The 24,821-nt window shown below is 64.8% G+C and carries 16 protein-coding genes; 10 read left to right on the top strand and 6 right to left on the bottom strand.

Annotation, left to right across the window (positions count from 1 at the left end):
• Positions 1-68: 68 nt before the first annotated feature.
• The 5 genes from glgX (at position 69) to BLV20_RS20605 (ending at position 6,447) form a co-directional block, all read left to right on the top strand.
• The gene (gene glgX, locus BLV20_RS20625; protein ID WP_092304324.1) at positions 69-2,237 is read left to right on the top strand and encodes a glycogen debranching protein GlgX; all 2,169 of its coding nucleotides are present in this window, start codon (positions 69-71) and stop codon (positions 2,235-2,237) included.
• 285 nt (positions 2,238-2,522) lie between these two features.
• The gene (locus tag BLV20_RS20620) at positions 2,523-3,278 is read left to right on the top strand and encodes a PIG-L deacetylase family protein (protein ID WP_092304323.1); all 756 of its coding nucleotides are present in this window, start codon (positions 2,523-2,525) and stop codon (positions 3,276-3,278) included.
• Between the two features lie 92 nt (positions 3,279-3,370).
• The gene (locus tag BLV20_RS20615) at positions 3,371-4,171 is read left to right on the top strand and encodes an endonuclease/exonuclease/phosphatase family protein (protein WP_092304322.1); all 801 of its coding nucleotides are present in this window, start codon (positions 3,371-3,373) and stop codon (positions 4,169-4,171) included.
• A 145-nt stretch (positions 4,172-4,316) separates the two neighbouring features.
• Entirely contained in the window at positions 4,317-5,015 is a 699-nt protein-coding gene (locus BLV20_RS20610) for an alpha/beta hydrolase (RefSeq protein WP_092304321.1), read from the top strand.
• 373 nt (positions 5,016-5,388) lie between these two features.
• A complete protein-coding gene (locus tag BLV20_RS20605) occupies positions 5,389-6,447 on the top strand; it encodes an autotransporter domain-containing protein (RefSeq protein WP_092304320.1) in 1,059 nt (352 codons plus the stop codon).
• A 213-nt stretch (positions 6,448-6,660) separates the two neighbouring features.
• On the opposite strand, the gene glgB is transcribed toward BLV20_RS20605, so the two are convergent.
• From glgB to BLV20_RS20590, 3 genes are all read right to left on the bottom strand, one after another.
• Entirely contained in the window at positions 6,661-8,889 is a 2,229-nt protein-coding gene (gene glgB / locus BLV20_RS20600; RefSeq protein WP_092304319.1) for a 1,4-alpha-glucan branching protein GlgB, read from the bottom strand.
• A complete protein-coding gene (treS, locus tag BLV20_RS20595; RefSeq protein WP_092304318.1) occupies positions 8,886-12,233 on the bottom strand; it encodes a maltose alpha-D-glucosyltransferase in 3,348 nt (1,115 codons plus the stop codon). Before treS ends, glgB begins: the two co-directional genes overlap by 4 nt.
• A 670-nt stretch (positions 12,234-12,903) precedes the next feature.
• Positions 12,904-14,901 carry an alpha-1,4-glucan--maltose-1-phosphate maltosyltransferase gene (locus tag BLV20_RS20590; protein ID WP_092304317.1) on the bottom strand — a complete coding sequence of 666 codons (1,998 nt, stop codon included), beginning with the start codon at positions 14,899-14,901 and terminating at the stop codon, positions 12,904-12,906.
• A gap of 235 nt (positions 14,902-15,136) precedes the next feature.
• Between BLV20_RS20590 and BLV20_RS20585 the strand changes: the two genes are divergently transcribed.
• A complete protein-coding gene (locus tag BLV20_RS20585) occupies positions 15,137-15,322 on the top strand; it encodes a hypothetical protein (protein ID WP_092304316.1) in 186 nt (61 codons plus the stop codon).
• Between the two features lie 235 nt (positions 15,323-15,557).
• Here the strand turns inward: BLV20_RS20585 and BLV20_RS20580 are convergent, their stop codons facing one another.
• The gene (locus BLV20_RS20580) at positions 15,558-16,061 is read right to left on the bottom strand and encodes an MgtC/SapB family protein (protein WP_092304315.1); all 504 of its coding nucleotides are present in this window, start codon (positions 16,059-16,061) and stop codon (positions 15,558-15,560) included.
• 447 nt (positions 16,062-16,508) lie between these two features.
• Here BLV20_RS20580 and ccoG point away from each other — a divergent pair, with 447 nt between their 5' ends.
• The 4 genes from ccoG to BLV20_RS20560 all read left to right on the top strand — a co-directional run bounded on the left by ccoG (position 16,509) and on the right by BLV20_RS20560 (position 21,430).
• Complete coding sequence (ccoG, locus tag BLV20_RS20575) at positions 16,509-17,921, top strand: cytochrome c oxidase accessory protein CcoG (RefSeq protein ID WP_092304449.1); 1,413 nt, start codon at positions 16,509-16,511, stop codon at positions 17,919-17,921.
• Positions 17,922-18,093: 172 nt separating this feature from the next.
• Entirely contained in the window at positions 18,094-19,503 is a 1,410-nt protein-coding gene (gene mapR, locus BLV20_RS20570) for a GntR family transcriptional regulator MpaR (protein ID WP_092304314.1), read from the top strand.
• A gap of 71 nt (positions 19,504-19,574) precedes the next feature.
• On the top strand, positions 19,575-20,630 hold the full coding sequence (locus BLV20_RS20565) for a hypothetical protein (protein ID WP_092304313.1): 1,056 nt from the start codon (positions 19,575-19,577) through the stop codon (positions 20,628-20,630).
• A gap of 14 nt (positions 20,631-20,644) precedes the next feature.
• The gene (locus BLV20_RS20560; RefSeq protein ID WP_092304312.1) at positions 20,645-21,430 is read left to right on the top strand and encodes a PoNe immunity protein domain-containing protein; all 786 of its coding nucleotides are present in this window, start codon (positions 20,645-20,647) and stop codon (positions 21,428-21,430) included.
• A gap of 38 nt (positions 21,431-21,468) precedes the next feature.
• On the opposite strand, the gene BLV20_RS20555 is transcribed toward BLV20_RS20560, so the two are convergent.
• Both BLV20_RS20555 and BLV20_RS20550 read right to left on the bottom strand, forming a co-directional pair.
• Positions 21,469-22,215 carry an SDR family oxidoreductase gene (locus BLV20_RS20555; RefSeq protein WP_092304311.1) on the bottom strand — a complete coding sequence of 249 codons (747 nt, stop codon included), beginning with the start codon at positions 22,213-22,215 and terminating at the stop codon, positions 21,469-21,471.
• Between the two features lie 347 nt (positions 22,216-22,562).
• On the bottom strand, positions 22,563-24,641 hold the full coding sequence (locus BLV20_RS20550; protein WP_092304310.1) for a putative bifunctional diguanylate cyclase/phosphodiesterase: 2,079 nt from the start codon (positions 24,639-24,641) through the stop codon (positions 22,563-22,565).
• Between the last annotated feature and the right edge of the window lie 180 nt (positions 24,642-24,821).

The raw sequence follows: 24,821 nt of genomic DNA, 5'->3' as shown, positions 1-24,821 counted from the left end.
TTCCCCATGTGTGTGGCGCGCCCATGCGCCACAGGGCCTGTTCGCCCATCTGATTTGCAGGAGCATTCATGACCACGTCCAAAGCCGCCGCCACGCCGAAAACCCCGCCAACCACCGAACCCACACGAATTCGCGAAGGCCTGCCCTTCCCGCTGGGCGCGACCTGGGACGGCCTGGGGGTCAACTTCGCGCTGTTTTCGGCCAATGCCACCAAGGTCGAGCTGTGCCTGTTCGATGCCACGGGCGAAGTCGAACTCGAGCGTATCGAGCTGCCGGAATACACCGACGAGATCTTCCACGGCTACCTGCCCGACGCCCACCCCGGGCTGGTCTACGGCTACCGGGTACACGGGCCCTACGACCCGGCCAACGGTCATCGCTTCAACCCCAACAAACTGTTGATCGACCCTTACGCCAAGCAACTGGTCGGCGAACTGAAATGGTCCGAGGCGCTGTTCGGCTACACCATCGGCCACCCTGATGCCGACCTCAGTTTCGACCAACGCGACAGCGCGCCCTTCGTGCCCAAATGCAAAGTGATCGACCCGGCCCACACCTGGGGCCACGATCATCGGGTCAGCGTGCCCTGGGACAAGACGATCATTTATGAGACTCACGTGCGCGGCTACACCATGCGCCACCCCTCGGTGCCGGAGGCGTTGCGCGGCACCTTTGCCGGGCTGATGGTCGACGACGTGCTGGAGCACATTCGCAAGCTCGGGGTGTCCTCGGTGGAGCTGCTGCCGATCCACGCCTTCGTCAACGATCAGCATTTGCTGCACAAGGGCATGACCAACTACTGGGGCTACAACAGCATCGCCTTCTTCGCCCCCGACCCGCGCTACCTGGCCAGCGGCAAGATCGCCGAATTCAAGGAAATGGTCGCGCACCTGCACGAGGCCGGTCTCGAACTGATACTCGACGTGGTCTACAACCACACCGCCGAAGGCAACGAGCAGGGCCCGACCCTGTCCATGCGCGGTATCGACAATGCCTCCTACTACCGCCTGATGCCTGACGAAAAACGCTTATATATCAATGACTCTGGCACCGGCAACACCCTCGACCTGAGCCACCCTTGCGTGCTGCAGATGGTCACCGACTCGCTGCGCTACTGGGCCACGGAAATGCACGTGGACGGTTTTCGCTTCGACCTGGCGACCATTCTCGGGCGTTACCACGATGGCTTCGACGAGCGCCACAGCTTCCTCGTGGCCTGCCGCCAGGACCCGGTGCTGCGCCAGGTGAAACTGATCGCCGAGCCGTGGGACATCGGCCCTGGCGGTTATCAGGTGGGTGGCTTCCCGCCGGGCTGGGTGGAGTGGAACGACAAGTTCCGCGACACCGTGCGCGCCTTCTGGAAAGGCGACGACGGCCAGCTCGCCGACTTCGCCGCGCGCATGACCGCCTCCGGCGAGATGTTCAACCAGCGCGGTCGGCGGCCTTACACCTCTGTCAATTTCGTTACCGCCCACGACGGCTTCACCCTGCATGACCTGGTGTCGTACAACGACAAGCACAACGAGGCCAACGACGAGGACAACCAGGACGGCAGCAACAACAACCTGTCGTGGAACCACGGCGTCGAAGGCCCCACCGACGACCCGCAGATCAATGCGCTGCGCCTGCGCCAGATGCGCAATTTCTTCGCCACCCTGCTGCTGGCCCAGGGCACGCCGATGATCGTCGCCGGCGACGAGTTCGCCCGCACCCAGCACGGCAACAACAACGCCTATTGCCAGGACAGCGAAATCGGCTGGGTCAACTGGGACCTGGACGACGATGGCAAGTCGTTGCTGAAATTCGTCAAGCGCCTGATCAAGCTGCGCATGACTTATCCGATCCTGCGCCGCGGGCGCTTCCTGGTGGGCAGCTACAACGAGGACATCGGGGTCAAGGACGTCACCTGGCTGGCCCCGGACGCCAGCGAGATGACCATCGAACAATGGCAGGACAGCCACGGCCGCTGCCTGGGCATGCTGCTCGACGGCCGCGCCCAGGAAACCGGCATACGCCGCCCCGGCGCCGACGCCACTTTGCTGCTGGTGGTCAACGCGCACCACGACATCGTCAACTTCAGCCTGCCGGAAGTGCCCCCCGGCGGCTTCTGGACCTGCATGATCGACACCAACCAGCCGGCGGTGAAAGGCCAGGAACGTTTCGAGTTCGGCCACCAGTATTCGGTGACCGGTCGCTCGCTGCTGCTGTTCGAACTGCAACACGAGAACGACGATTGAGCAGGTTCCTGGCCATCCAGGAATCCGATCGCGGGCAGCGCATCATACAAATGTACGATGGTGCCATTTCCCCATTTCCGGCTATCTTGAACCGCTGAGCGTGGCGATCGGAATACGCCGCCGGCCCCTGTGATGGTGGCCAGTGGCCACGCATGATTGAACGCTCTTGCAGGACGGCAATCCAAGGTATGGAGCGCCGGCACCCGGACCGACACCGGGCGCGAACCCAAGCGGGCCCGGCTTATCACCGCGCGCCGACTGCCCCGGAACAAGGATGTGATACCCATGAAGCCCATACCTCTGAGCGACAACTGGCCGGAGCAGGTCTGGAACGGCGCTCGCCATCTGCCCGACGTCCCCCCCATCAACATCGCCAGCCTGGTACCGCCCGGATGCCGCGCGGTGATCATCGCCCCGCACCCGGGCGATGAAGTGCTGATCTGCGGCGGCCTGCTGCAAGTCCTGGCCCACCACGGCCATCCGCTGCAATTGATTTCCGTCACCGACGGCAGCGCCAGCCACCCCGGCTCCGAGCTGTGGTCGGAGCGGCGCCTGAGCGTGTTTCGCCCCCAGGAAAGTGTCGAGGCCCTGCGCCGCCTCGGGCTGCCCCTGCATAGCCTGAAATGGATTCGCGGCGGTTTTGTCGACAATGCGCTGCAAGACCGCGAGCACCAGTTGAGCCAGTTCATCGGCCGCTACCTGCGCCCCGGCGACGTGGTGTTCAGCACCTGGCGCGAAGACGGCAACGATGACCACGATGCCGTCGGCCGGGCCAGCGCCAGGGCCGCGGCCCGGGCCGGCGTGGCCTTCCACGAAATGCCGGTGCTGGCCTGGCACTGGCCGGCGCGCGATGAGCACCTGCTGCCCTGGCACCGCGCCCGCAAGCTGCGCCTGGACACCTGGACCGTGGCCCGCAAGCGCCATGCGGCGCATGCCTACGCCAGCCAATTGCAGGGCGATCCGGGCATCGGCCTGGCCCCGACGCTGACGTCGGTGGTGCTGGAGCGGCTGCGCCAGTCCTACGAAATCATTTTCATGTAGGGCACCGCCGGCCTATGCCGATCGGGGGCAACCTGAACTGACCGGCAAAGTATCAGTCGCATGAGTAACCGCCCTGATTACGAGGAGTGAGCGTGAGCACCGATTCAACCAGGCGCCCGGTCACGCCGGCAACGCCGGACGAAACCCAGGCGATCCATCGCCTGCGAATCCTGACCGTCAATACCCACAAGGGCTTCACCGCCCTGAACCGTCGTTTCATTCTCCCGGAGCTGCGTGATGCGGTACGCAGCACCCAGGCCGACCTGGTGTTCCTCCAGGAAGTCCTCGGCGAGCACGAGCGTCACGCCAACCGCTACAGCAACTGGCCACAGCAATCGCAGTACGAATTTCTTGCCGACAGCATGTGGAGCGACTTCGCCTACGGGCGCAACGCGGTCTATCCCGACGGCCATCACGGCAACGCCCTGCTGTCGAAATACCCGATCCGCCAGTACCGCAACCTCGATGTGTCGATCACCGGCCCGGAACGCCGCGGGCTGTTGCACTGTGTGCTGGATGTGCCGGGGCACGCCGAGGTGCATGCCATCTGCGTGCACCTGAGCCTGCTGGAAAGCCATCGCCAACTGCAATTGGAGTTGCTGTGCCTGTTGCTCGAGGCACTGCCGGACGACGCGCCAGTGATCATCGCCGGCGATTTCAACGACTGGCAGTTGCATGGCAACACCACCCTCGCCCGCCGCGACGACCTGCACGAAGCCTTCGAGCGCCACCACGGCCGCCCGGCGAAGACCTACCCGGCGCGCTGGCCACTGCTGCGCCTGGACCGCATCTACCTGCGCAACGCCACCAGCCATGCGCCGAAGATCCTCGGGCACAAGCCCTGGACGCACCTGTCGGATCACCTGCCGCTGGCGGTGGAAGTGCACCTCTGAGCGACCGCCCAAAACATTCGCACAAACAATCGCCGCGCCGGGATCGTGCGCAGGCGGCGATTGTCATCGATACTCGAGCCTCTCATTCCGATCGCTGCCCGCAGCGTCGGGCCGCTGTCTGGTGTTATTACCAAGGAGTCACCCCATGAGCGATAAACCCGTGATTGTGTTGGTCCATGGTTTCTGGGGCGGTGCCGCCCACTGGAACAAAGTCATAGTCGAGCTGCTGCAACGCGGCTACACGCGGATTCGCGCAGTGGAGCTGCCGCTGACTTCGCTGGCCGATGACGTCGAGCGTACCCGCAAGCTGGTGGCCCAGCAGGAAGGGCCGGTGCTGCTGGTCGGCCATTCCTACGGCGGCGCGGTAATCACCGAAGCCGGCCTGGCGCCGAATGTCGCGGGCCTGGTGTACATCGCCGCGTTCGCCCCCGATGCCGGCGAAAGCCCTGGCGGCATCACCCAGCAGCACCCGCCCGAGGCTGCGGCGAACCTGCTGCCCGACAGCGACGGCTACTTGTGGGTCAAGCCGGAGCGCTTCCATGAAAGCTTCTGCCAGGATCTGCCGGAGCAGGACGGGCTGGTCATGGGCCTGACCCAGAAGGCGCCGCTGGCCAATACCTTCGGCAACACCATCGGTACCCCCGCCTGGAAGCACAAGCCGTCGTGGTACCAGATTTCCACCGAGGACCGGATGATCGCCCCGCAGAACCAGCAACGCATGGCTGCGCGCCTGGGGGCGAGAAAGATCATCAGCCTGGCGGCCAGCCATGCATCCCTCGCCTCCCAGCCCGCCGAGGTCGCCGGCCTGATCGACGAGGCGGCCACGGAGCTGGCCCAAGGCTGAAAACCCGCCGAGGGTCGCCCAACCCTGCCGATTCGCCCGCCCAGGGGCGGGTCGGTAGTGGGCTACTGAAAATCCGCTTGCCCCTGCCCTTGCCGACGTTTTTTCGCACAAACAAGAACTTAGAGAACCACGTTTTTTCAGTCGTTTACATCGCCTGAATTACCTACGCCATTGGTCGGTCATTTTCTTGACGTCTGCCTTGTCGTCTCCTTAGCTACAGCTTACTACCCCCGGACAAATCACCAGGGGCAAGTCCGAAACCCCTGCTCTAGAGCGGGTCGACGCGCCTTGCCTCAACGAACTCGGTCGCCCCTCATTCGGGGTAGGAGAGACGCCATAGCGAGACACGGCATGCGATTGCAAGGTAGCCCCCATGAAAACTTCACTCACCCCACAAGAGATCAAAATCATTCTGTGCACAGTTTCTGCTTCGGTTCTGCTGTGCTCTTCCATGGAGGCGCAGGCATCCCCTGCCGAGGACGAGGCGCAGCGTTGGTATCGCCAGGACCTGCTTTTGAACAGTCTGCTCACACCCGCGACACCCCAGGCGCCCATGCCGGCCAGCCAGCCCGTGGGCAACAGCCTGGGTATCGTGCAAGACCGCCCGCAGGCGTGGGATCCGCTTTACGGTCCCGCGGCGCGGCAGACTGAAGTCGGCTACCTCGGTTCGCGTTTTGCCAGCAGCTTCAACGGCATGCCCGGCGGCTCGGTGCTCTACACCCTCGAAAGCAGCAGCGGCCATACCCAGCGCGTCGGCCTGCTGGGCGGCCAAAGCCAGTTCCAGGCCAACAGCCAGGGCATGCCCGGCGGCTTCAGCGACCCGCGCAACGACAGCATCAGCGTCCAGGGACAAAGCCTCGGCGCGTTCTGGAGCCTCACCGGTCCCCAGGGCTGGCATGTCGATCTGTCGGCCAGCGGTGCCCGGGTCAGTGGCTTCAGCCGCACCGGACAGGGCCAGCGGCAAGCTGCCGAGGGCAGCGCGGTGACCCTGTCGGTACAGGGCGGGATTCCCATCGGCATCAGCGACAACTGGGTAGTCGAACCGCAGGCGCAATTGATCAACCAGCGCATCAGCCTGGACAACCCGAACGCTGACAGCGGCGGCGGCAGTTCCGCCGGCAACCTGAACTCCTGGAGCGGCCGCGTCGGCGCCCACTTGCAAGGTCACTACGACGTGGCCGGGCACTCGGTGGAACCTTATGTGCGCACCAGCTTGTGGCACACGGTGTACAGCGGCGATGTGCTGACCCTGGACAAGGTCGACAAGATCAGCAGCAGCCGCAAGTCCTCCACCGTCGAGGTCGGCCTGGGCCTGGTGGCCAGGCTCACGCCGGTCGTCAGCCTGTACGTGAGCGCCGACTACAGCAGCGATGTGGATGACAACGACCTCAACGGGCTGATCGGCAGCCTGGGTGTGCGGATGCGCTGGTAAAAGCCTGTAATGGCTGCAGCATGCTGCGCTCGGCGGCGCAGCCGATGCCAAGGGAGCATCGGCCATACGCGTCATCCGGGTTGTGGGCTCTACGAGCCCGATCGCAGCCTGCGGCAGCGGCTACGGGAATTGGGGTTTCAGCGACACTTGGTGCTTATCGCCAGCCAGCTCGCGCCTGCAGGAGTTGCCCTGCAGGCGCGACGGCTAGCCGGATCAAGCCTCTGGTTGCAGGATCAGCACCGCCAGCGGCGGCAGGTTCAACACCAGCGACAACGCCTGGCCATGGCTCGCCACGTCTTCGGTGAACACCCCGCCGCCGTTGCCATAGTTGGAACCGGCGTAGGTGTCCGAATCACTGTTGAGCAATTCGCCCCAGCGCCCGGCGAACGGCACGCCGACCCGGTAGGCCTGGCGCGGCACCGGGGTGAAGTTGGCCACCACCAGCAACGGCTTGCCCTCCTTGCTCCAGCGCAGCCAGGCATAGACGCTGTTGATCGCATCGTCGCCGATCAGCCATTGGAAACCTTGAGGTGCGTGGTCCTGCTCGTGCAGCGCCGGGTGCTCGCGGTACAGCCGGTTGAGGTCGCCCACCAGTTTCTGCACCCCACGGTGCTCGGGGTATTGCAGCAGGTACCAGTCCAGTTGCTGATCGTGATTCCATTCGCGCCACTGGCCGAATTCGCAGCCCATGAACAGCAGCTTCTTGCCCGGATGGGTCCACATGAAGCTCAGGTAGGCGCGTAGGTTGGCGAACTTCTGCCAGCGGTCGCCGGGCATCTTGTCGATCAGCGAATGCTTGCCGTGCACCACCTCGTCGTGGGAGATCGGCAGGATGAAGCGCTCGGACCAGGCATACACCAGGCCGAAACTCAGCTCGTTGTGGTGATGGGCGCGGTACACCGGGTCCTGCTGGATGTAATGCAGCGAATCGTGCATCCAGCCCATGTTCCATTTGTAGGCGAAGCCCAGGCCGCCCTGCTGGGTGCTCTGGCTGACGCCGGGCCAGGCCGTGGACTCCTCGGCGATCACCAGGGCGCCCGGCGCCTCGAGGGCCACCACATCATTGAGGTGACGCAGGAAGTCGATGGCTTCGAGGTTCTCGCGCCCGCCGTGGCGATTGGGCACCCATTCCCCGGCGTTGCGCGAATAGTCGCGATAGAGCATCGAGGCCACGGCATCCACCCGCAGGCCGTCGACGTGAAAATGCTTGAGCCAGTGCAGCGCCGACGCCAGCATGAAACCGTGGACCTCGGTGCGCCCCAGGTTGTAGATCAGGGTGTCCCAGTCCTGGTGGAAACCTTCCAGCGGGTTGCCGTATTCGTACAGCGCGGTGCCGTCGAATTGCGCCAGGCCGTGGGCGTCGGTGGGAAAGTGCGCCGGCACCCAGTCGAGGATCACGCCGATGCCCGCCAGGTGGCAGGCATTGACGAACGCCGCGAAGTCGTCGGCGCTGCCGTAACGGGCGCTGGGGGCGAACTGCGACAGCGGCTGATAGCCCCAGGAACCGCCGAACGGGTGCTCCATGATCGGCATCAGCTCGATATGGGTGAAGCCTAGGTTTTGCACATAGGGGATCAGGCGCCCGGCCAGTTCATGCCAGTTGTAGTGGCGCGCCACTTCGCCCAGGTCGTCCACCTCGCATTGCCAGGAGCCGGCATGCAGTTCGTAGATCGACAGCGGCGCATCCGCGCGCTGGCGTTCGCCACGGCCCTGCATCCAGTCGAAGTCCTGCCAGTCGATCGTCAGCGGCCCGGCGACTTTCGAGGCGGTGTCCGGCGGCATCTGGGTGGCCAGCGCCACCGGGTCGGACTTCAGCGGCAGGATGCCGTGGGCGCCGAGAATTTCATATTTATAGGCTTCGCCCGGGCCCAGGCGCGGGATGAATATTTCCCAGACCCCGGACGGATGGCGCAGGCGCATCGGGTGCCGGCGCCCATCCCAGACGTTGAAGTCGCCGACCACCGAGACCCGTCGGGCATTCGGCGCCCAGACCGCAAAGCGCACGCCGTCGACGCCGTCCACGGTTTTCAGCTGCGCGCCGAGGCAGGCACTGAGGTCGCGATGGTTGCCCTCGGCGAACAGGTACAGGTCCATCTCGCCGAGCAACGGGCCGAAGCTGTAGGGATCCTCGGCGACCTGCTCGCCCCCGGCCCACTGCATGCGCAGCAGGTAAGGCTGGGCCACGGGCAGATGGCCGACAAACAGCCCGGGCACTTCCGTGCCGTCAAGGCTGCCAAGCAGCGTAACGCCATCACGGGCCAGCACTTGCACGCTCAGCGCACCCGGCAGGAAGGCCCGAATAAACTGGCCACCGGCACCGTCGTCATGGGGACCGAGCACGGCAAAGGGGTCCTGGTGCTCGGCACGCACCAGTGCCTCGACATCCCTGGCGGCAGGCATCGCCTGCCTGACCTCACCCTGTCCCTTGTTCAAGAAACTCATGACTGTTCTCCACCACTTTTTGTTTCGGAAAAGGCTTTCACACCGCTCAACAACGCCTGCAGTCCCCGCAACGGCACGGCGAGCCAGGCCGGGCGGTTTTCCGCTTCATACGCCACTTCATAGGCGGCTTTCTCCAGGCTGAACAAGGTCAGCGCCGCGTCCTCGCCGTTTTTGTCCTGCCAGGCATGACCAAGACTAGCTGTCGCCAGCCGATACGCCTGGACAAACGACTCGCGGGCTTCGTGCAGGTAGCGCTCGGTCACCCGCTGCCGGGCCACCAGGGCCTGGGCCGAGGCGTCGAGGGCCTGGCCACTGAATGCCAGCGCCGCGGCGTAATCGAAGGACCGCAGCACGCCGCTGACATCCTTGTACGGGCTGTGCTTGCCCCGCCGCTCTTCCAGCGGTCGTGCCGGTTCGCCCTCGAAATCGATCAGGTAGGCATCGCCCTTGATCACCAGGACCTGGCCCAGGTGCAGGTCGCCGTGGACGCGCATGCGCAGGCCGCCGACCGCGCGTTCCGCCAGGTCCCGGATATGCGCCAGGATCGCCTTCTTGTGTTGGTGCCACGACGCCACGCGCTGCTGGTCCTCGGCCGTCAGTTCGGATTGATGCTGCTTGAGCAAGTGCAAGGCCCGTTCCAACTGCGCGCCAATCTGCTTCGCCCAGGCCTGGGCGTCCTTGGCCGTGCTCGGCTGCGCGGCAAAGTCCGGGTTGGCGGTCGGCGCCGCGAGGATCTGGTGCATTTCCCCCAGGCGCTGGCCAAGCATGCCGGCAAAGTCGCGCAGCTCGCCCAGGGCGTTGTAATGCTGGTCCTGCTCGGACACGGCGTCGGCCAGCTCGTCGCGGATCGCCCGCTCCAGGTTGTTCTGGGTCCATTCCCAGGCATCGCCCTGGTTGCTCAGGTAGCCCTGGGCAATCATCAGCAGGCTGTCCTCGCCCTGCCCGTCACGGCGGCTCACTGAACCGAGCAAGGGCGAAATGTGCGGGAAGCCGGCGGCGGTCAGGTAGCCGCCCATTTCCAGTTCCGGGTGCACCCCGCTGGCCACCTTGCGGATCAGCTTGAGCACCAGGCAGCCGCCGATCACCACCGAACTGTTGGATTGCTCGGCGGACAGGTAGCGCACTTCCGGTTCCCCGCCCAGGCCGAGCCCGGCCAGCTGCGGAGTCGCCTCGAAGCGAATCTCGCCATCGCCGCAGGGCAATACGCTTTGCGCCTGGATCGCCTGCAAGACGTTGCGCACAAAGCTTTCCAGGGCAAAGGCGTCGGTGATCAGCCCCACCTGGCGGCCACGGCGCACCCGGGCCAGGGCCAGTTGCTGCGGCAGCGCGGCGCCGATCTGGTCTTCGGCGAGCAGGCCGAACGGCAGTTGGTAGCGCCCGCTCTGGCCACCGCCACTGACCTGCAGCTCGCTGAGCAGCACCGGATGCTGCGGATCGCCGAAGCGCACGCCATACACGATGTGCACTTGCTCGATGGCGCTGTCCTTGCCGGCGAACCAGCGGCGCTTGGGCAGCCAGGTGGGCAGCGAGCTTTGCTCCAGGGTGGTGCGCGACGGGGCCTCGAGCAATTCCTCGAGGCGTTTTTTCAGAACCAGGGTGGTGAAGTCCGGCATGCTCTGGGCCGGCTCCACATGCCAGCTCGGCATCTGGTTTTCCGCCGCCAGGACAAACCAGTAGAAGCCATAAGGCGCCAGGGTCAGGAGGAAATTCAGCTGGCCGATCGGCGGGAAGGCATTCCCGCCGAGCATCTCCACCGGCACCATGCCGGCGAACGCCGACAGGTCCAGTTCCGCGGCCTGGGCACTGCGCGACACATTGGCCACGCAGAGGATGATTTCGTGCTTGCCGTCGGGCCCAGTGTATTCACGGGTGTACGCCAGGATCCGGCGGTTGCTCGGCGACAGCATCTTCAGGCTGCCGCGGCCGAAAGCCTTGGACTGCTTGCGGATCGCCAGCATGCGCCGGGTCCAGTTGAGCAGCGAATGCGGATCACCGGACTGAGTCTCGACATTCACCGACAGGTAGCCGTACAGCGGGTCCATGATCGGCGGCAGGACCAGGCTCGCCGGGTCGGCCCGGGAGAAGCCGCCATTGCGGTCGATCGACCATTGCATCGGCGTGCGCACGCCATCGCGGTCGCCGAGGTAGATGTTGTCGCCCATGCCGATCTCGTCGCCGTAATACAGGGTCGGCGTGCCCGGCATCGACAGCAGCAGGCTGTTGAGCAGTTCCACGCGGCGGCGGTCGCGCTCCATCAGCGGCGCCAGGCGCCGGCGAATCCCCAGGTTGATCCGGGCGCGGCGGTCGGCGGCGTAGTAGTTCCACAGGTAATCGCGCTCGCGGTCGGTGACCATCTCCAGGGTTAGTTCATCGTGGTTGCGCAGGAAGATCGCCCACTGGCAGTTGGCGGGAATTTCCGGGGTCTGGCGCAGAATATCGGTGATCGGGAAACGGTCTTCCTGGGCCAGCGCCATGTACATGCGCGGCATCAGCGGGAAGTGGAACGCCATGTGGCATTCATCGCCGTCGTCGCCCTTCATATCCCCGAAGTACAGCTGGGTGTCTTCCGGCCACTGGTTGGCCTCGGCCAGCAGCATGCGGTCCGGGTAGTTGGCGTCGATCTCGGCACGGATCTGCTTGAGCACATCGTGGGTCTCGGGCAGGTTCTCGTTGTTGGTGCCGTCGCGTTCGATCAGGTAGGGAATGGCGTCCAGGCGCAGGCCGTCGATGCCCATGTCCAGCCAGTAGCGCATCACCGACAGCACCGCCTTCATCACCTGCGGGTTGTCGAAATTGAGGTCCGGCTGGTGCGAATAGAAACGGTGCCAGAAGTACTGGCCGGCTACCGGGTCCCAGGTCCAGTTGGACTTCTCGGTGTCGAGAAAGATGATCCGCGTGCCGTCGTATTTCTGATCGTTATCGGACCACACGTAAAAGTCGCGCGCCTTGGAGCCGGCCTTGGCCTTGCGCGCCCGCTGGAACCAGGGGTGCTGGTCGGAGGTGTGGTTGATGACCAGCTCGGTGATTACCCGCAGCCCGCGCTTGTGGGCCCCGGCGATAAAGCGCCGGGCGTCGGCGAGGGTCCCGTAGTCGGGGCTGACGCCACGGTACTCGGCGATGTCGTAACCGTCGTCGCGGCGTGGCGAGGGGTAGAACGGCAACAGCCAGATGGTGTTTACGCCGAGGTCGGCGATGTAGTCGAGCTTGGCGATCAGGCCGGGAAAGTCACCGATCCCGTCGTTATTGGAGTCGAAATAGGATTTGACGTGAACTTGATAAATCACCGCGTCCTTGTACCAGAGCGGGTCCTTGATGAAGGTGGCTGACCTGGATTTCTTCGCCATGGGTAACTCCTGAAAAATTCATTGGTCCATGTCGCGCAGATAGCACTGCACCTGTAGCCGCTGCCTAGCTCGTCCCTCTATAACAACCAACCGCTGCCGAACACCCCCTGTAGCCGCTGCCGAGCCTGCGAGGCTGCGACAAGGCCCGCAGGGCCTTCAAGGGCCTCAAGAGCGCGCCCCGTTCCGGGCCAATCGCAGCCTGCGGCAGCGGCTACACCGATCGCGCGCCTCTATAACCGCTGCCGAGCCCGCCCCTCTGTAGCCGCTGCCGAGCCCGCGAGGCTGCGACAAGGCCCGCAGGGCCTTCAAGGGCCCCAAGAGCGCGCCCCGTTCCGGGCCGATCGCAGCCTGCGGCAGTGGCTACACCGATCGCGCGCCTCCATAACCGCTGCCGAACCCGCTCCTCTGTAGCCGCTGCCGAGCCCGCGAGGCTGCGACAAGGTCCGCAGGGCCTTCAAGGGCCTCAAGAGCGCGCCCCGTTCCGGGCCGATCGCAGCCTGCGGCAGCGGCTACACCGATCGCGCGCCTCTATAACCGCTGCCGAGCCTGCCCCCTGTAGCCGCTGCCGAGTTCGCGAGGCTGCGATAAGGCCCGCAGGGCCTTCAAGGGCCTCAAGAGCGCGTCCCGTTCCGGGCCAATCGCAGCCTGCGGCAGCGGCTACCGATGTGAATCAGGCGACGCTGATACGCCAGATACCGAACGGTAGCCGCCAGGGTTCGATCCGCATGAACTGGACCTTGCCGTACCAGGTCCAGCGGTGGCCGTTCATCAAGTCCTCGCCCTGGGTCTGGGCGTCGTCCGGCAGGCCCAGTTCCCACAGCGGCAATTCGAAATGCGCCTCCTGGGCATTGAACGGGTCCAGGTTGACCGCCACCAGGATGAAGTTGCTGAGGTCGGCGGTGCGCTTGCCGAAATACAGGATGTTGTCGTTCCAGGCGTTATAGACCTGCAGGCCCAGGTGGGTCTGCAACGCCGGGTTCTGCCGGCGGATGCGATTGAGCTGGGCGATCTCGGCGACGATGTTGCCGGGGGCGCTGAAGTCCCGTGGGCGGATCTCGTATTTCTCCGAGTTCAGGTATTCCTCCCGGCCCGGGATCGGCGCCGCCTCGCACAGCTCGAAGCCCGAATACATGCCCCACAGGCCCGACCCCATGGTCGCCAGCGCGGCGCGGATGAGAAACCCCGGGCGGCCCGACTCATGCAGAAAGAACGGATTGATGTCCGGCGTGTTGACGAAAAAATTCGGCCGGTAGCATTCACGCCACGGCGACTGGTTGAGCTCGGTGAAGTAGGTCGCCAGTTCGCTCTTGGTATTGCGCCAGGTGAAGTAGGTGTAGCTCTGGGAATAACCGACCTTGCCCAGGCGCGCCATCATCGCCGGCGTGGTGAAGGCCTCGGCGAGAAAGATCACCTCCGGGTACAGCGCCCGCACATCGGCGATCAGCCACTGCCAGAACGGCAGCGGCTTGGTATGGGGGTTGTCCACGCGAAAGATCTTCACCCCCTCCTCGACCCAGCCGACCACGATGTCGCGCAGCGCCAGCCACAGGCTGGGGATGGCGTCGATGGCGTAGAAATCGACGTTGACGATGTCCTGGTATTTCTTCGGCGGGTTCTCGGCGTATTTGATGCTGCCGTCCGGGCGCCAGTTGAACCAGCCCGGATGCTGCTTGAGCCAGGGGTGGTCCTGGGAACACTGGATGGCGAAATCCAGGGCGATCTCCAGGCCGTGCTCGGCGGCGGCGGCCACCAGGCGCCGGAAGTCCTCGCGACTGCCGAGCTGCGGGTGGATCGCCTCGTGGCCGCCCTCATCACTGCCGATCGCATAAGGGCTGCCCGGCTCGTCGGGGCCGGCGGTCAGGGCGTTGTTGCGGCCCTTGCGAAAGCTGCGGCCGATGGGGTGGATCGGCGGGAAGTAGAGCACGTCGAAGCCCATGTCGTGGATCATCCCCAGGCGCGAGTGCACATCGTTGAAGGTGCCATGGCGCGCCGGATCGTCGGTGATCGAGCGGGGAAACAGCTCGTACCAGCTGGCGAACTGCGCGCGTTCGCGCTCCACCTCCAGCGGGTACTCGGGGCTCAGGCTCAGGTAGGGACGGTGGTCGGCCTCGGCCATCAGCGCGGCACTGCGCTCGTCGAGGAACAGCGCCACCTGCTCGGCTTCGAGCAATGTTGCCAGTTCATGGTGCAGCGCCAGCAATTGCTCGCGCAGCGGCCCTTCGCTGCGCTCGGCGGCGTGCAGCACGTGGCTGCGGCCCTCTTGCAACTCAAGGCTGACCGCAACGCCGGCCAAGTGTTTTTTCTGCAGTTCGTAGCAGAAGCTGGCGAACTGGTCGATCCAGGCCTCGATGCAATACAGGTAACGGCCCTGGCTGGCCACGGTGAACTGACCCGCCCAGCCATTGTTGCCCAGCTCCTCCATGGTTTCGCTGTGCCAGTGACTGTCGGCTTCGGCGTGCCAGCGGATGCGCACGGCCAGCTTGTCGTGGCCATCGGCGAACACCTTGCTGCTGACCCGCACCACTTGCCCCACCACCGCCTTGGCGGCGAACTGGCCGCCGTCGATCACCGGCATGGTGTTCTCGATGACGATGCGCGGCAGCAGCAAGGCCTGCGACAGCGGCAGATTCGGGTTGTAGTGCAGTTCAGTCGGTTTTTGCGCAGTCATCGAGCATCACTCCTTACGCCCAATGGACGCTCTGTTACTGGTTTATTCCGGCGCTCTACCCTCAGGATCAGTCCATCCGCACCCACCGTGCGGATCAGCGAAGCACTTAGGTTCCGAGACGCGACACGGGGAAAAGTTCAGGTGGATTTGCCCCGCTGCGCCGGGAATCAAATCACCGGGCCGATGGTCCACCTTGGAACACCGTGCAAAACCAAGCACAAAGGAGGCCATACCGATGAGCATCCCGATCCCGGCAGAAACGCCCGACCCGAACATCGACCACCCGCCCGTGCCGCCCACCGAACCGCAGCCGATTCCCGAGGAGGAGCCGCCGGAAAACCCACCGCCGCCCAAGGAAGACCCGCCCGGCAAACCGGCGCCCGTCATCGCTAAACCAAGGCCCGGGACGCTGGCCTGGTGAAAAGCCTAGCGTCGTCGAGGCATGGCTTCGTCGAATCATGGCTTCGTCGAGCCATCGCTTTATTAAAACGCTGGCTTCGTCAAAACCCTGCTTCGCCATGACCACCGCTACAGCAAAATCATGACAAGCGTAGACAATGGGCTCGCGTTCCGTGGCCAGGCTATCGGCGAGCAAGCTCGCTCCCTCGGCTTGTCGCGGCCGTGCGGGGCGAGCCTGCTGGCGATGCCGCCGCGCTTCACCCTGGCGGCTCGTCGCCTTCGAGCTTGCGCACTATCCAGGGCATGACGCTGAAGATCGCCAGCGCCAGCAGGGTACTGAGCACCGCCGTGGCTTCGCGGCCGACGCCCACCGAGACGCCGATCGCCGCGGTCATCCACAGCCCGGCCGCAGTGGTCAGGCCTTTGACATGCCCTTCCTCGTCCTGCTTGCCCTTGAGAATGGTGCCGGCGCCGAGAAAGCCGATGCCCGCGATGACCCCCTGCACCACCCGGCTCATGGCATCGGCCTGGGAGCCGGACATTTGCGGCACCAGCACGAACAGCGCCGCCCCCAGCGCCACCAGCATATGGGTACGCACCCCGGCAGCCTTGCCCTTGTGCTCGCGTTCAAAACCCAGGATGCCGCCCAGCAGCGCGGCGATCAGCAAACGTACGGTGATCTGGGTGAGTTGCCGGGCATCGCCGATATCGGCGAACTCCGCTTGCAGGGTGACCCAGACTTCATGCCACCAGGCGTTCATGGGCAGGTCCTTTTCCGTTCGGGTTGTTGTGGGTGGCCAGCGCCGGCCTTCTCGCGGCCTTCAATGACGCCTGCCTAATGAAAGGACAGCGGCGCCCGGCAAAAGGTGCGATCCATCGGCGGCTCGCCTCTAAGGCCAGCGCCGCTGTCCGACCGCAGCAGAAGCCGTTGTATTGACCGTAGCAGGCGCCACCACGCGCGGTGGCATTGGCAGGCCGGCGGCAGTGATTCGGTGATTTGCCTGATCTGCATCACGGCATCCGGCGCAGGCCTGTGCCAGACGCCGCCGACGCCCGACAGTCGGTGTTTGGCCAGGTATGGCAAGTTGTCGCAGGGCAGCCCCTGGCGGCCATCTGATCTGCTTTTTATTGCGATACCTGAGTCTGTTATGCAAACAGATCGCTGGGCATAGTTCACCCGCCTGATGGAGGCTGATGAGCGAATGACCATGAGCGATAGAATCCCCGTCCGATTAGTAGAAACATTCGAGCCTGCGCGCCCAAAGACGAAGGCCAAATCCAGCGACAACCTGATCCACACCCGCAGTTTCACCGGCCTGTTCCGCACCTTGCGCATGAGCGGCGCAGGCTTTCTCTTCCTGCTGTTCTTCGGCACCGTGTGGTTGAACTGGGGTGGCCGCCAGGCGGTGCTCTGGGACCTCGCAGAGAGCAAGTTCCATATTTTCGGCGCCACCTTCTGGCCGCAGGATTTCATCCTGCTTTCGGCGCTGCTGATCATCTGCGCCTTCGGCCTGTTCGCCATCACGGTGTTCGCCGGCCGCGTCTGGTGTGGCTATACCTGCCCGCAAAGCTCCTGGACCTGGCTGTTCATGTGGTGCGAGAAGATCACCGAGGGCGAGCGCAACCAGCGCATCAAGCTTGAGGCCGCGCCCTGGAACCTCAACAAGCTGATCCGCCGCTCGGCCAAGCACACCCTGTGGCTGGCCATCAGCCTGCTCACCGGGCTGACCTTCGTCGGCTATTTCACCCCGATCCGGCCGCTGGCCGAGGAGCTGCTGACCCTGCAGATCGGCGGCGTCAGCCTGTTCTGGGTGCTGTTCTTCACGGGCGCCACCTACCTCAACGCCGGCTGGCTGCGCGAGGCGGTGTGCATGCACATGTGCCCTTATGCGCGGTTCCAGAGCGTGATGTTCGACAAGGACACCCTGACCATTTCCTACGACCCGGCTCGCGGCGACATCCGCGGCCCGCGCAAACGCGGCGTGAAACCCGCCGATATCGGCCTCGGCGACTGCATCGATTGCCAGCTGTGCGTGCAGGTCTGCCCGACCGGCATCGACATCCGCGACGGCCTGCAGATGGAATGTATCGGCTGCGCCGCCTGCATCGACGCCTGCGATTCGATCATGGACAAGATGGGCTATGCCCGCGGCCTGATCAGCTACACCTCGGAGCACCAGCTGCAGGGTGGCAAGACCCACCTGCTGCGCCCGCGCCTGGTCGGCTACAGCGTGGTGCTGCTGGTGATGATCGGCGCCCTGGCGCTGGCGCTGGTGGAGCGGCCGATGGTGTCGCTGGACGTCAGCAAGGACCGTGGCCTGTTCCGCGAAAACAGCCTGGGCCAGATCGAGAACATCTACAGCCTGAAGATCATCAACAAGACCCAGCAACGCCAGGACTACCGCCTGCAACTGGTGGACGGCGACGGCTTCCAGCTGCACGGCAAGACCGAAGTCAGCCTGGCCGCCGGCGAAATCGTCGACCTGCCGGTGTCGGTGGCGATGCTTACCGACCAGCCGCAGAGCAGTTCCCAGGAACTCGGCTTCAAGGTGGTCGACGCCGACCAGCCGGAAATCTACAGCGTGGCCAAGAGCCGGTTTGTTGCGCCGTTGAACCGTTGATCCCTTAGACTGGGCCCCGCCTCGCCTGTAGGAGCGAGGCTTGCCCGCGATTGGGGCAACGCGCTCCAGCAGCTAGAACACGCTGCTGGTTTGCGGCCCATCGCAGGCAAGCCTTGCGCCTACACAGGGGGCGCCAGCACCGGCCCCATTTCCGCCTATCCCGAGCCGTCCCATGAAACGCTACGAAAAATTCGCCGACGACATCGCAGAACTGATCCGCTCCGGGGTGCTCGGCCCCGGCCAGCGCGTACCTTCGGTACGTTATGCCAGCCAGACCTATGGGGTCAGCCCGTCCACGGTGTTCCAGGCCTATTACCTGCTGGAGCGGCGCGGCCTGATCCGCGCCCGGCCGCGCTCCGGCTATTTCGTCAACACCCACGCGCCCAGCCCGTTCTCCGAGCCGGTGATCAGCAGCCAGGTCAACGAGTCCACCGAAGTCGACGTCAGCGAACTGGTGTTCTCGGTGCTGGACTCGATCAAGGACCCGGCCACCGTGCCTTTCGGCTCGGCCTTTCCCAGCCCGACCCTGTTCCCGCTGCAACGCCTGTCGCGCTCCCTGGCCAGCGCCAGCCGCGAGATGGACCCGCGGGTGGTGGTCACCGACATGTCGCCGGGCAACCCGCAGCTGCGCCGGCAGATCGCCCTGCGCTACATGGTTGGCGGGCTGATGCTGCCCATGGAAGAGCTGCTGATCACCAACGGCGCCCTGGAAGCCCTGAACCTGTGCCTGCAGGCAGTGACCGAACCCGGCGACCTGGTGGCCATCGAGGCGCCGGCCTTCTACGCCAGCCTGCAAGTGCTGGAGCGCCTGAAGCTCAAGGCGGTGGAAATCCCCGTGCACCCGCGGGACGGCATCGACCTGGGCGTCCTGGCGCAAACCCTGGAACGCCATCCGATCAAGGCCTGCTGGTGCATGACCAGCTTCCAGAACCCCATGGGCGCGACCATGCCCGAGGCGAAGAAGCAGGAATTGGTGGAATTGCTGCGCAGCCATCAGGTGCCGCTGATCGAGGACGACGTCTACGCCGAGCTGTATTACGGCCAGCAGGCACCGAAGCCAGCCAAGGCGTTCGACACCGAGGGCCTGGTAATGCACTGCGGCTCGTTCGCCAAGAGCCTGGCGCCGGGCTACCGCATCGGCTGGGTCGCCGCCGGGCGCTACGCGCAGAAGATCGAACGGCTGAAACTGATGACCTCGCTGTGCGCCTCGATGCCGGCCCAGGCGGCCATCGCCGACTACCTGCAACACGGCGGCTACGACCGCCACCTGCGCAAGCTGCGTTATGCCCTGGAAGAACAGCAAAGTGCCATGCTCGCGGCCATCGCCCGTTATTTCCCGGCGCAGACCCGGGTCAGCCAGCCGGCCGGCGGCTATTTCCTGTGGCTGGAACTGCCCGCCCAGATGGACTCGCTGAAGTTGTTCCAGATGGCCCTGGCCCAGGGCATCAGCATCGCCCCGGGGCCGATCTTCTCGCCGACCCAGCGCTTTCGAAACTGCATCCGCCTCAACTACGGCAGCCCGTGGAACGACGCGGCGGAACAGGCCATGGAGACCCTGGGGCGGATCGTGCGCTCGTTCTAATCCTAGGCCTTGTCGCTCCGCCGCAATTCATGCAGCATCCGCGCTCCAATTTTCCAGGGAAGGAGCGCGGCATGGTCGAAGACCTGTATTACGACGACTATCCAGACGCCAAGGTCGAACTGAGCAAGGCCATCCAGCGCGGGCGCCTGCCCCTGCTGGCCCAGGAACTCAACGCCTACGACTGCGTACAGGCGATCTTCGAACTGGACGCGGTGAACAACCCCAAGGACGAGGAAGATGCTTTCTTCGATCTGGCCCTGGCCCTGATCGGCTGGATCCCCGGCCCTGGCCAGGAGTTGAAGATCATCCTGCGCCTGATCAACCGTGCCCCCCAGCGTCATGCCGAACGCCTGTTCGACCTGATCCGCCATGCTCTGCTGGCCTGCCGTCTGAAGACCAGCCCCGAGCAACTGCTGGAAAAATGCCTGGACTCACGACGCCTGAGCGAGGAAATGCCCGAGATCGTCAGCGCCGTGCGCACCTCCTCCACCTTCAAAGGCCTGACACCCCAGCAACAGCGGCTGGTGATCCACAACCTGGATGAAGCGCGGCAACACAGCGAATTTCTCATGGAGTCGGTGCGCGACCGCATCGCCCCCTGGATCGCCGTGCAGCGCAACAACTCGGCCGCCGCCCACAGCAGCGGCCCGGCCCTGCTGGCCAAGCCGCAGTCTTCCCTCGAGCCGGGCAAGACAGCCGTCCGCGACGCATTGCCGGCCGAATCCCGCGACGCCGCCCGCACCACCCAGGCGATCAACCAAGGCCTCGAGCCGCTCACCGGCGAAGGCCACTGGCTGGAGCTGAACCTGCATTACCCCAATCTGGAACCGGTCTCCGGCGCCGCCTACCGGGTAGTTTTCAGCGACGGCTCGCAAGCCGAAGGCAGCCTGGACGAAGAAGGCTTTGCCCGCCTGGAAGGTATTCCTCCCGGCCCGGCCCAGGTGTACTACGGCGAAGACCCGCGGCCCTACCAGCGCCTGCCGATTCGTGCCCTGCCAGCCGACCTGCGGCAGCTGGAAGAAGAGTTGGAAGCCCTTGAGCTGGAACCGAGCGAGGTGGACCTGCCGACCCTGCTGCTGGAAGCCTCCCAGCGCAAGGCGCCCTTCACCCTGATTCCCGTGTACTGAACCAAGGCCCCGACATGAACCGCAGACAAGTGTTTCTCAGCCAGCAGCAGTACCAGCAGCAACGCGAAAGCCTGGAAGGCGTCGAAGCCCACTGGCGGACCCACAGCATGATGGCCGACAGCCCGCTTCAAGAAGCCTCCCTCAAGGCCTGGGAAGTCCAGCAGGCACGGCTACACCGCCTGATCCTGGGCTACACCGGCGGCGAGCCGCTGGAGCAACTGGCCCAGGCCCTGGATGGGGTGATCGAGGCGTATGAAGACTATCAGCGCAAACTGGCGCTCCATGAGCAGATGCCGGATATCGCGCCCTTGGCTATCGACGACTACCCGCACGACTTCGAGGAGTACGTGCAGGTCATCAGCCTGTGCATCCTGCTGCAGCGCAACGACCTGCTGCCACGCCTGGCATTGTTGCAAGACCGCGCCGGCTATCACGGTGACGACACCCTGGTCGAAGATTTGCTCAAGGCCTACCTGCCCGGCCGCGAGGACGTCGACCAGTGGAATCACGAGGTCTACACGCCCCTGATCAAGGCCATTTATACCGAGGAGCCCAGCGAGGCCCGCGAGTTGCTGGTGGAATATTGCAACCAATGGTACCTGGCCTTCGAACACGCTTCCTGGCACGACAGCCATCTGGATCACGCGGACGGCAGTTACTTTGGCTACTGGGCGTTCGAGGCCGCGGCCATCGCCTACCTCTACGATCTCGACGACAGCGCCGTGCGGCACATGGTCTTCCCGCGGGACATGCTCGAGTACGCCCGCCGCTTCAGCCCACCGCCGATTCCAGGCCGGTAAGCGCCGGCGCCTACACGGTCGGGCCTATGGCCTGCGGCTCAGCGGCCACCGCCCAGGTCGATAAAGGTCCCGGTGGAATACGAGGCCTTGTCCGACAGCAGCCAGATGATCGCCTCCGCCACTTCGTCCGGGCGCCCGCCGCGGCCCATGGGGATGGCGGATTCCAGCTTGCTGACACGGTCGGCGTCGCCGCTCAGGGCGTGGAAGTCGGTGTAGATGTAGCCCGGGCGTACGCCGTTGACCCGGATGCCTTCGCCGGCGACTTCCTTGGACAGGCCAATGGTGAAAGTGTCGAGGGCGCCCTTGGAGGCGGCGTAGTCGATGTATTCGCCAGGAGCGCCCAGGCGGGCGGCGACCGAGGATACGTTGACGATGCTGCCGCCCTGCCCGCCATGCCGTGGCGACATGCGCAGCACCGCATGCTTGGCGCAGAGGATCGGCCCGAGCACGTTGGTCTTCATGATCTTGAGAATGCGGAACTCGGACATTTCGTCGAGTCGCGACTTCTGGCCGACGGTGCCGGCGTTATTCACCAGCGCGGTGACCCGCCCCAGTTCGGCGTCGACCCGGTGGTACAGGCCGATCACTTCGTCCTCGATGCTGACATCGGCCCGCACCGCAATCGCCTGGGCACCCAGGCCGCGCACCTGCTCCAGCACCTGGAAGGCCGCCTGTTCGTCGGCCTGGTAGTTGATGCAGATGCGATAGCCCTGTTGCGCGGCCAGCAGCGCGGTGGCCGCGCCAATACCGCGACCGCCACCGGTGATGAGGATGACCTTGTCCATGCTGCCAACTCCCTCGCTGATCTTTGAACGCCGCCAATTAAACACCCTGGGACCAGCGTTGCAAACCTTCTGCGAGCCGCTTCCGGCACTGACTGACAAAGCGTCGCGCCTGCCGTCTCGATGCCTGCGGCAGCGGTTACAAGAGCAAAGGCGCTGGACCTGAAACCTGTAGCCGCTGCCGCAGGCTGCGATCGGCCGGCACGGCCGTGATGTTATTGCGCTAGCACGGTCTTGGGATTTTGTGCCGTTTGGCCCATCGTCATCGCGGGCAAGCCTCGCTCCTACAGACGCGCTGTAGCCGCTGCCGAAGGCTGCGAACCTGCGAAGCAGGCAGGCGTTCGACGCACTCAGAGCGCCAGCTGTTCGGCCTGGTGGATGCTCTGCATGAAGCGTGCGGCCGGCAGCGGATAGCCGAGGAAATAACCCTGCAGCGAATCGCAGCCCAGCTGGGTCAGGAAGTCCTGCTGCGCGTTGGTTTCCACGCCTTCGGCGACGATGCGCAGGCCCAGCGCCTGGCCCAGGGCGACGATGGCCGAGACGATCGCCGCATCGTCGCTGTCGTGCTCCAGGTCGCGGACGAAACCGCGGTCGATCTTCAATTCGTTGGCCGGCAGGCGCTTGAGGTACATCAGGCTCGAATAGCCGGTGCCGAAGTCGTCGATGGACAGGTCCACGCCCATGGCCGACAACTGCTTGAGCACGGTCATGCTCGCATCGGCATCGCTCATGGCCGTGGTCTCGGTGATTTCCAAGGTCAGGCTGTTGGCCGGCAAGCGATGGCGGCTCAGCGCCCTGGCCACGCTGTCCACCAGCCCGGCATGGCAGAACTGCAGCGCGGAGATATTCACCGCGATCCGCCAGCCCTCATAACCCTCGCTGTACCATTCGCGCATCTGCCGGCAGGCCTCGTTGAGCACCCACTCGCCGATAGGGATGATCAAGCCGGTCTTTTCCGCGAGCCCAATGAACTTGTCCGGCAGCAGCAGGCCCAGCTGCGGGTGTTCCCAGCGCAGCAAGGCTTCGGCGCCCACCGGCAAGCCGTTGGCGGCGTCGAACTTGGGTTGGTAATACAGCTTGAACTGATTGTGTTCGACGGCGTTGCGCAGGTCTTGCAGCAGTTGCAGGTGCCGGCGCGCGTCGCTGTTCATCGAGGCGTCGAAAAAGCTGTAGCCGTTCTTGCCGGTGCCCTTGGCGTGATACATCGCCGCATCGGCATTCATCAGCAGTTCCTGGGGCGTCAGGCCGTTGCCCGGGTATAGCGCGATGCCGACGCTGGCGGAAATCTGCAACTCATGCTCGACGACCCGGAACGGCTGGCCGATCAGCCCCACCTGGCGCGCGGCCAGGCGCAGGGCATCGTCCGGCTCGTTCAGTTGCACCAGCAGCACGAACTCATCGCCACCGATCCGCGCCAGGGTGTCCTGGCTGCGCAGGTCTTCGCGCAGGCGCAGGGCCACCTCGCGCAGCAACTGGTCGCCCATGTGATGGCCAAAGGCATCGTTGACCGGCTTGAAGCCGTCCAGGTCGATGAACATCAGCGCAAAACAGTCGCCCTGCTCCGTCACCCGTTGCATCGCCTGGTCGATTCGGTCGGCGAGCAGCGTGCGGTTCGGCAGGCCGGTCAGGGTGTCATGCAGGGCCAGCTGGGTCAGTTCGCGGTTGGCCAGGGTCAGCGACTCGGCCAGCACCGCCGTGCGGGCTTCCAGGCGGGCGTCGAGCACCGAGGTCAACAAGGCGATCACCAGCACCGCCAAGGTGGTGATCAGCACCAGGTTGTCCAGGCCCTTGCCGCTCAAGCCGTCCACCGCCGCGCCACAGAAGCTGCCGTCGGCGAAGCGTGCCGCGGCCATGCCGGTGTAATGCATGCCGACAATGGCGATGCCCATCACCACCGCGGCCCCGCAGCGGGCCAGGCGTACATAGGGGGTATTGCGCCGCAGGCGGAAGGCGATCCACAACGCCGCGGCCGAGGCGCCGACGGCGATCAGCAGCGAGGCGCCGAACAGGCTCGGGTCGTAGTCGATGCCCGGCTGCATGCGCATCGCCGCCATGCCGGTGTAGTGCATGGCGCTGATCCCGGCGCCCATGATCAGCGCGCCGAAGGCCAGTTGCCAGAGCGGCAGGCGCTGCTGGCTCACCAGCCACAGGGCGAAACCGCAGGACAGCACGGAAATCAGCAGCGACAGCGCGGTAATGCCGGCGTCGTAGCCCAGGGCGATCGGCAGGCTGAAGGCGAGCATGCCGATAAAGTGCATCGACCACACCCCGATCCCCATGGCCAGCGAACCGCCGGTCATCCATAACAGCGCCGCGCGCCCCTGGGTGGTGGCAATGCGACCGGTCATGTCGAGCGCGGTATAGGAGGCCAGGATCGCCACAAACAGGGAAATCAGAACCAGTGCGGGGGAGTAGGTACCGATGAGCATGGACGTCTCGTGGCATTAGCCGGAAGCTTCCATACCCGGCGGTAAAAAAGGAGCAATTGTACTGATTGCACGCCGAAGCGCACTCACAAACTAAGCAAAAAGCCATCAGCCAAACGAAAGTAGCCGGGCGATAAAACAAATCGGTTACAGCGACTCGACCGCTGGCAACAGTGACACAAC

The organism is Pseudomonas sp. NFIX28 (assembly GCF_900107395.1).
Classification (GTDB): domain Bacteria; phylum Pseudomonadota; class Gammaproteobacteria; order Pseudomonadales; family Pseudomonadaceae; genus Aquipseudomonas.
Note: the sequence above shows the minus strand (reverse complement) of the source record. Positions and strands in the feature narration are given on the sequence as shown.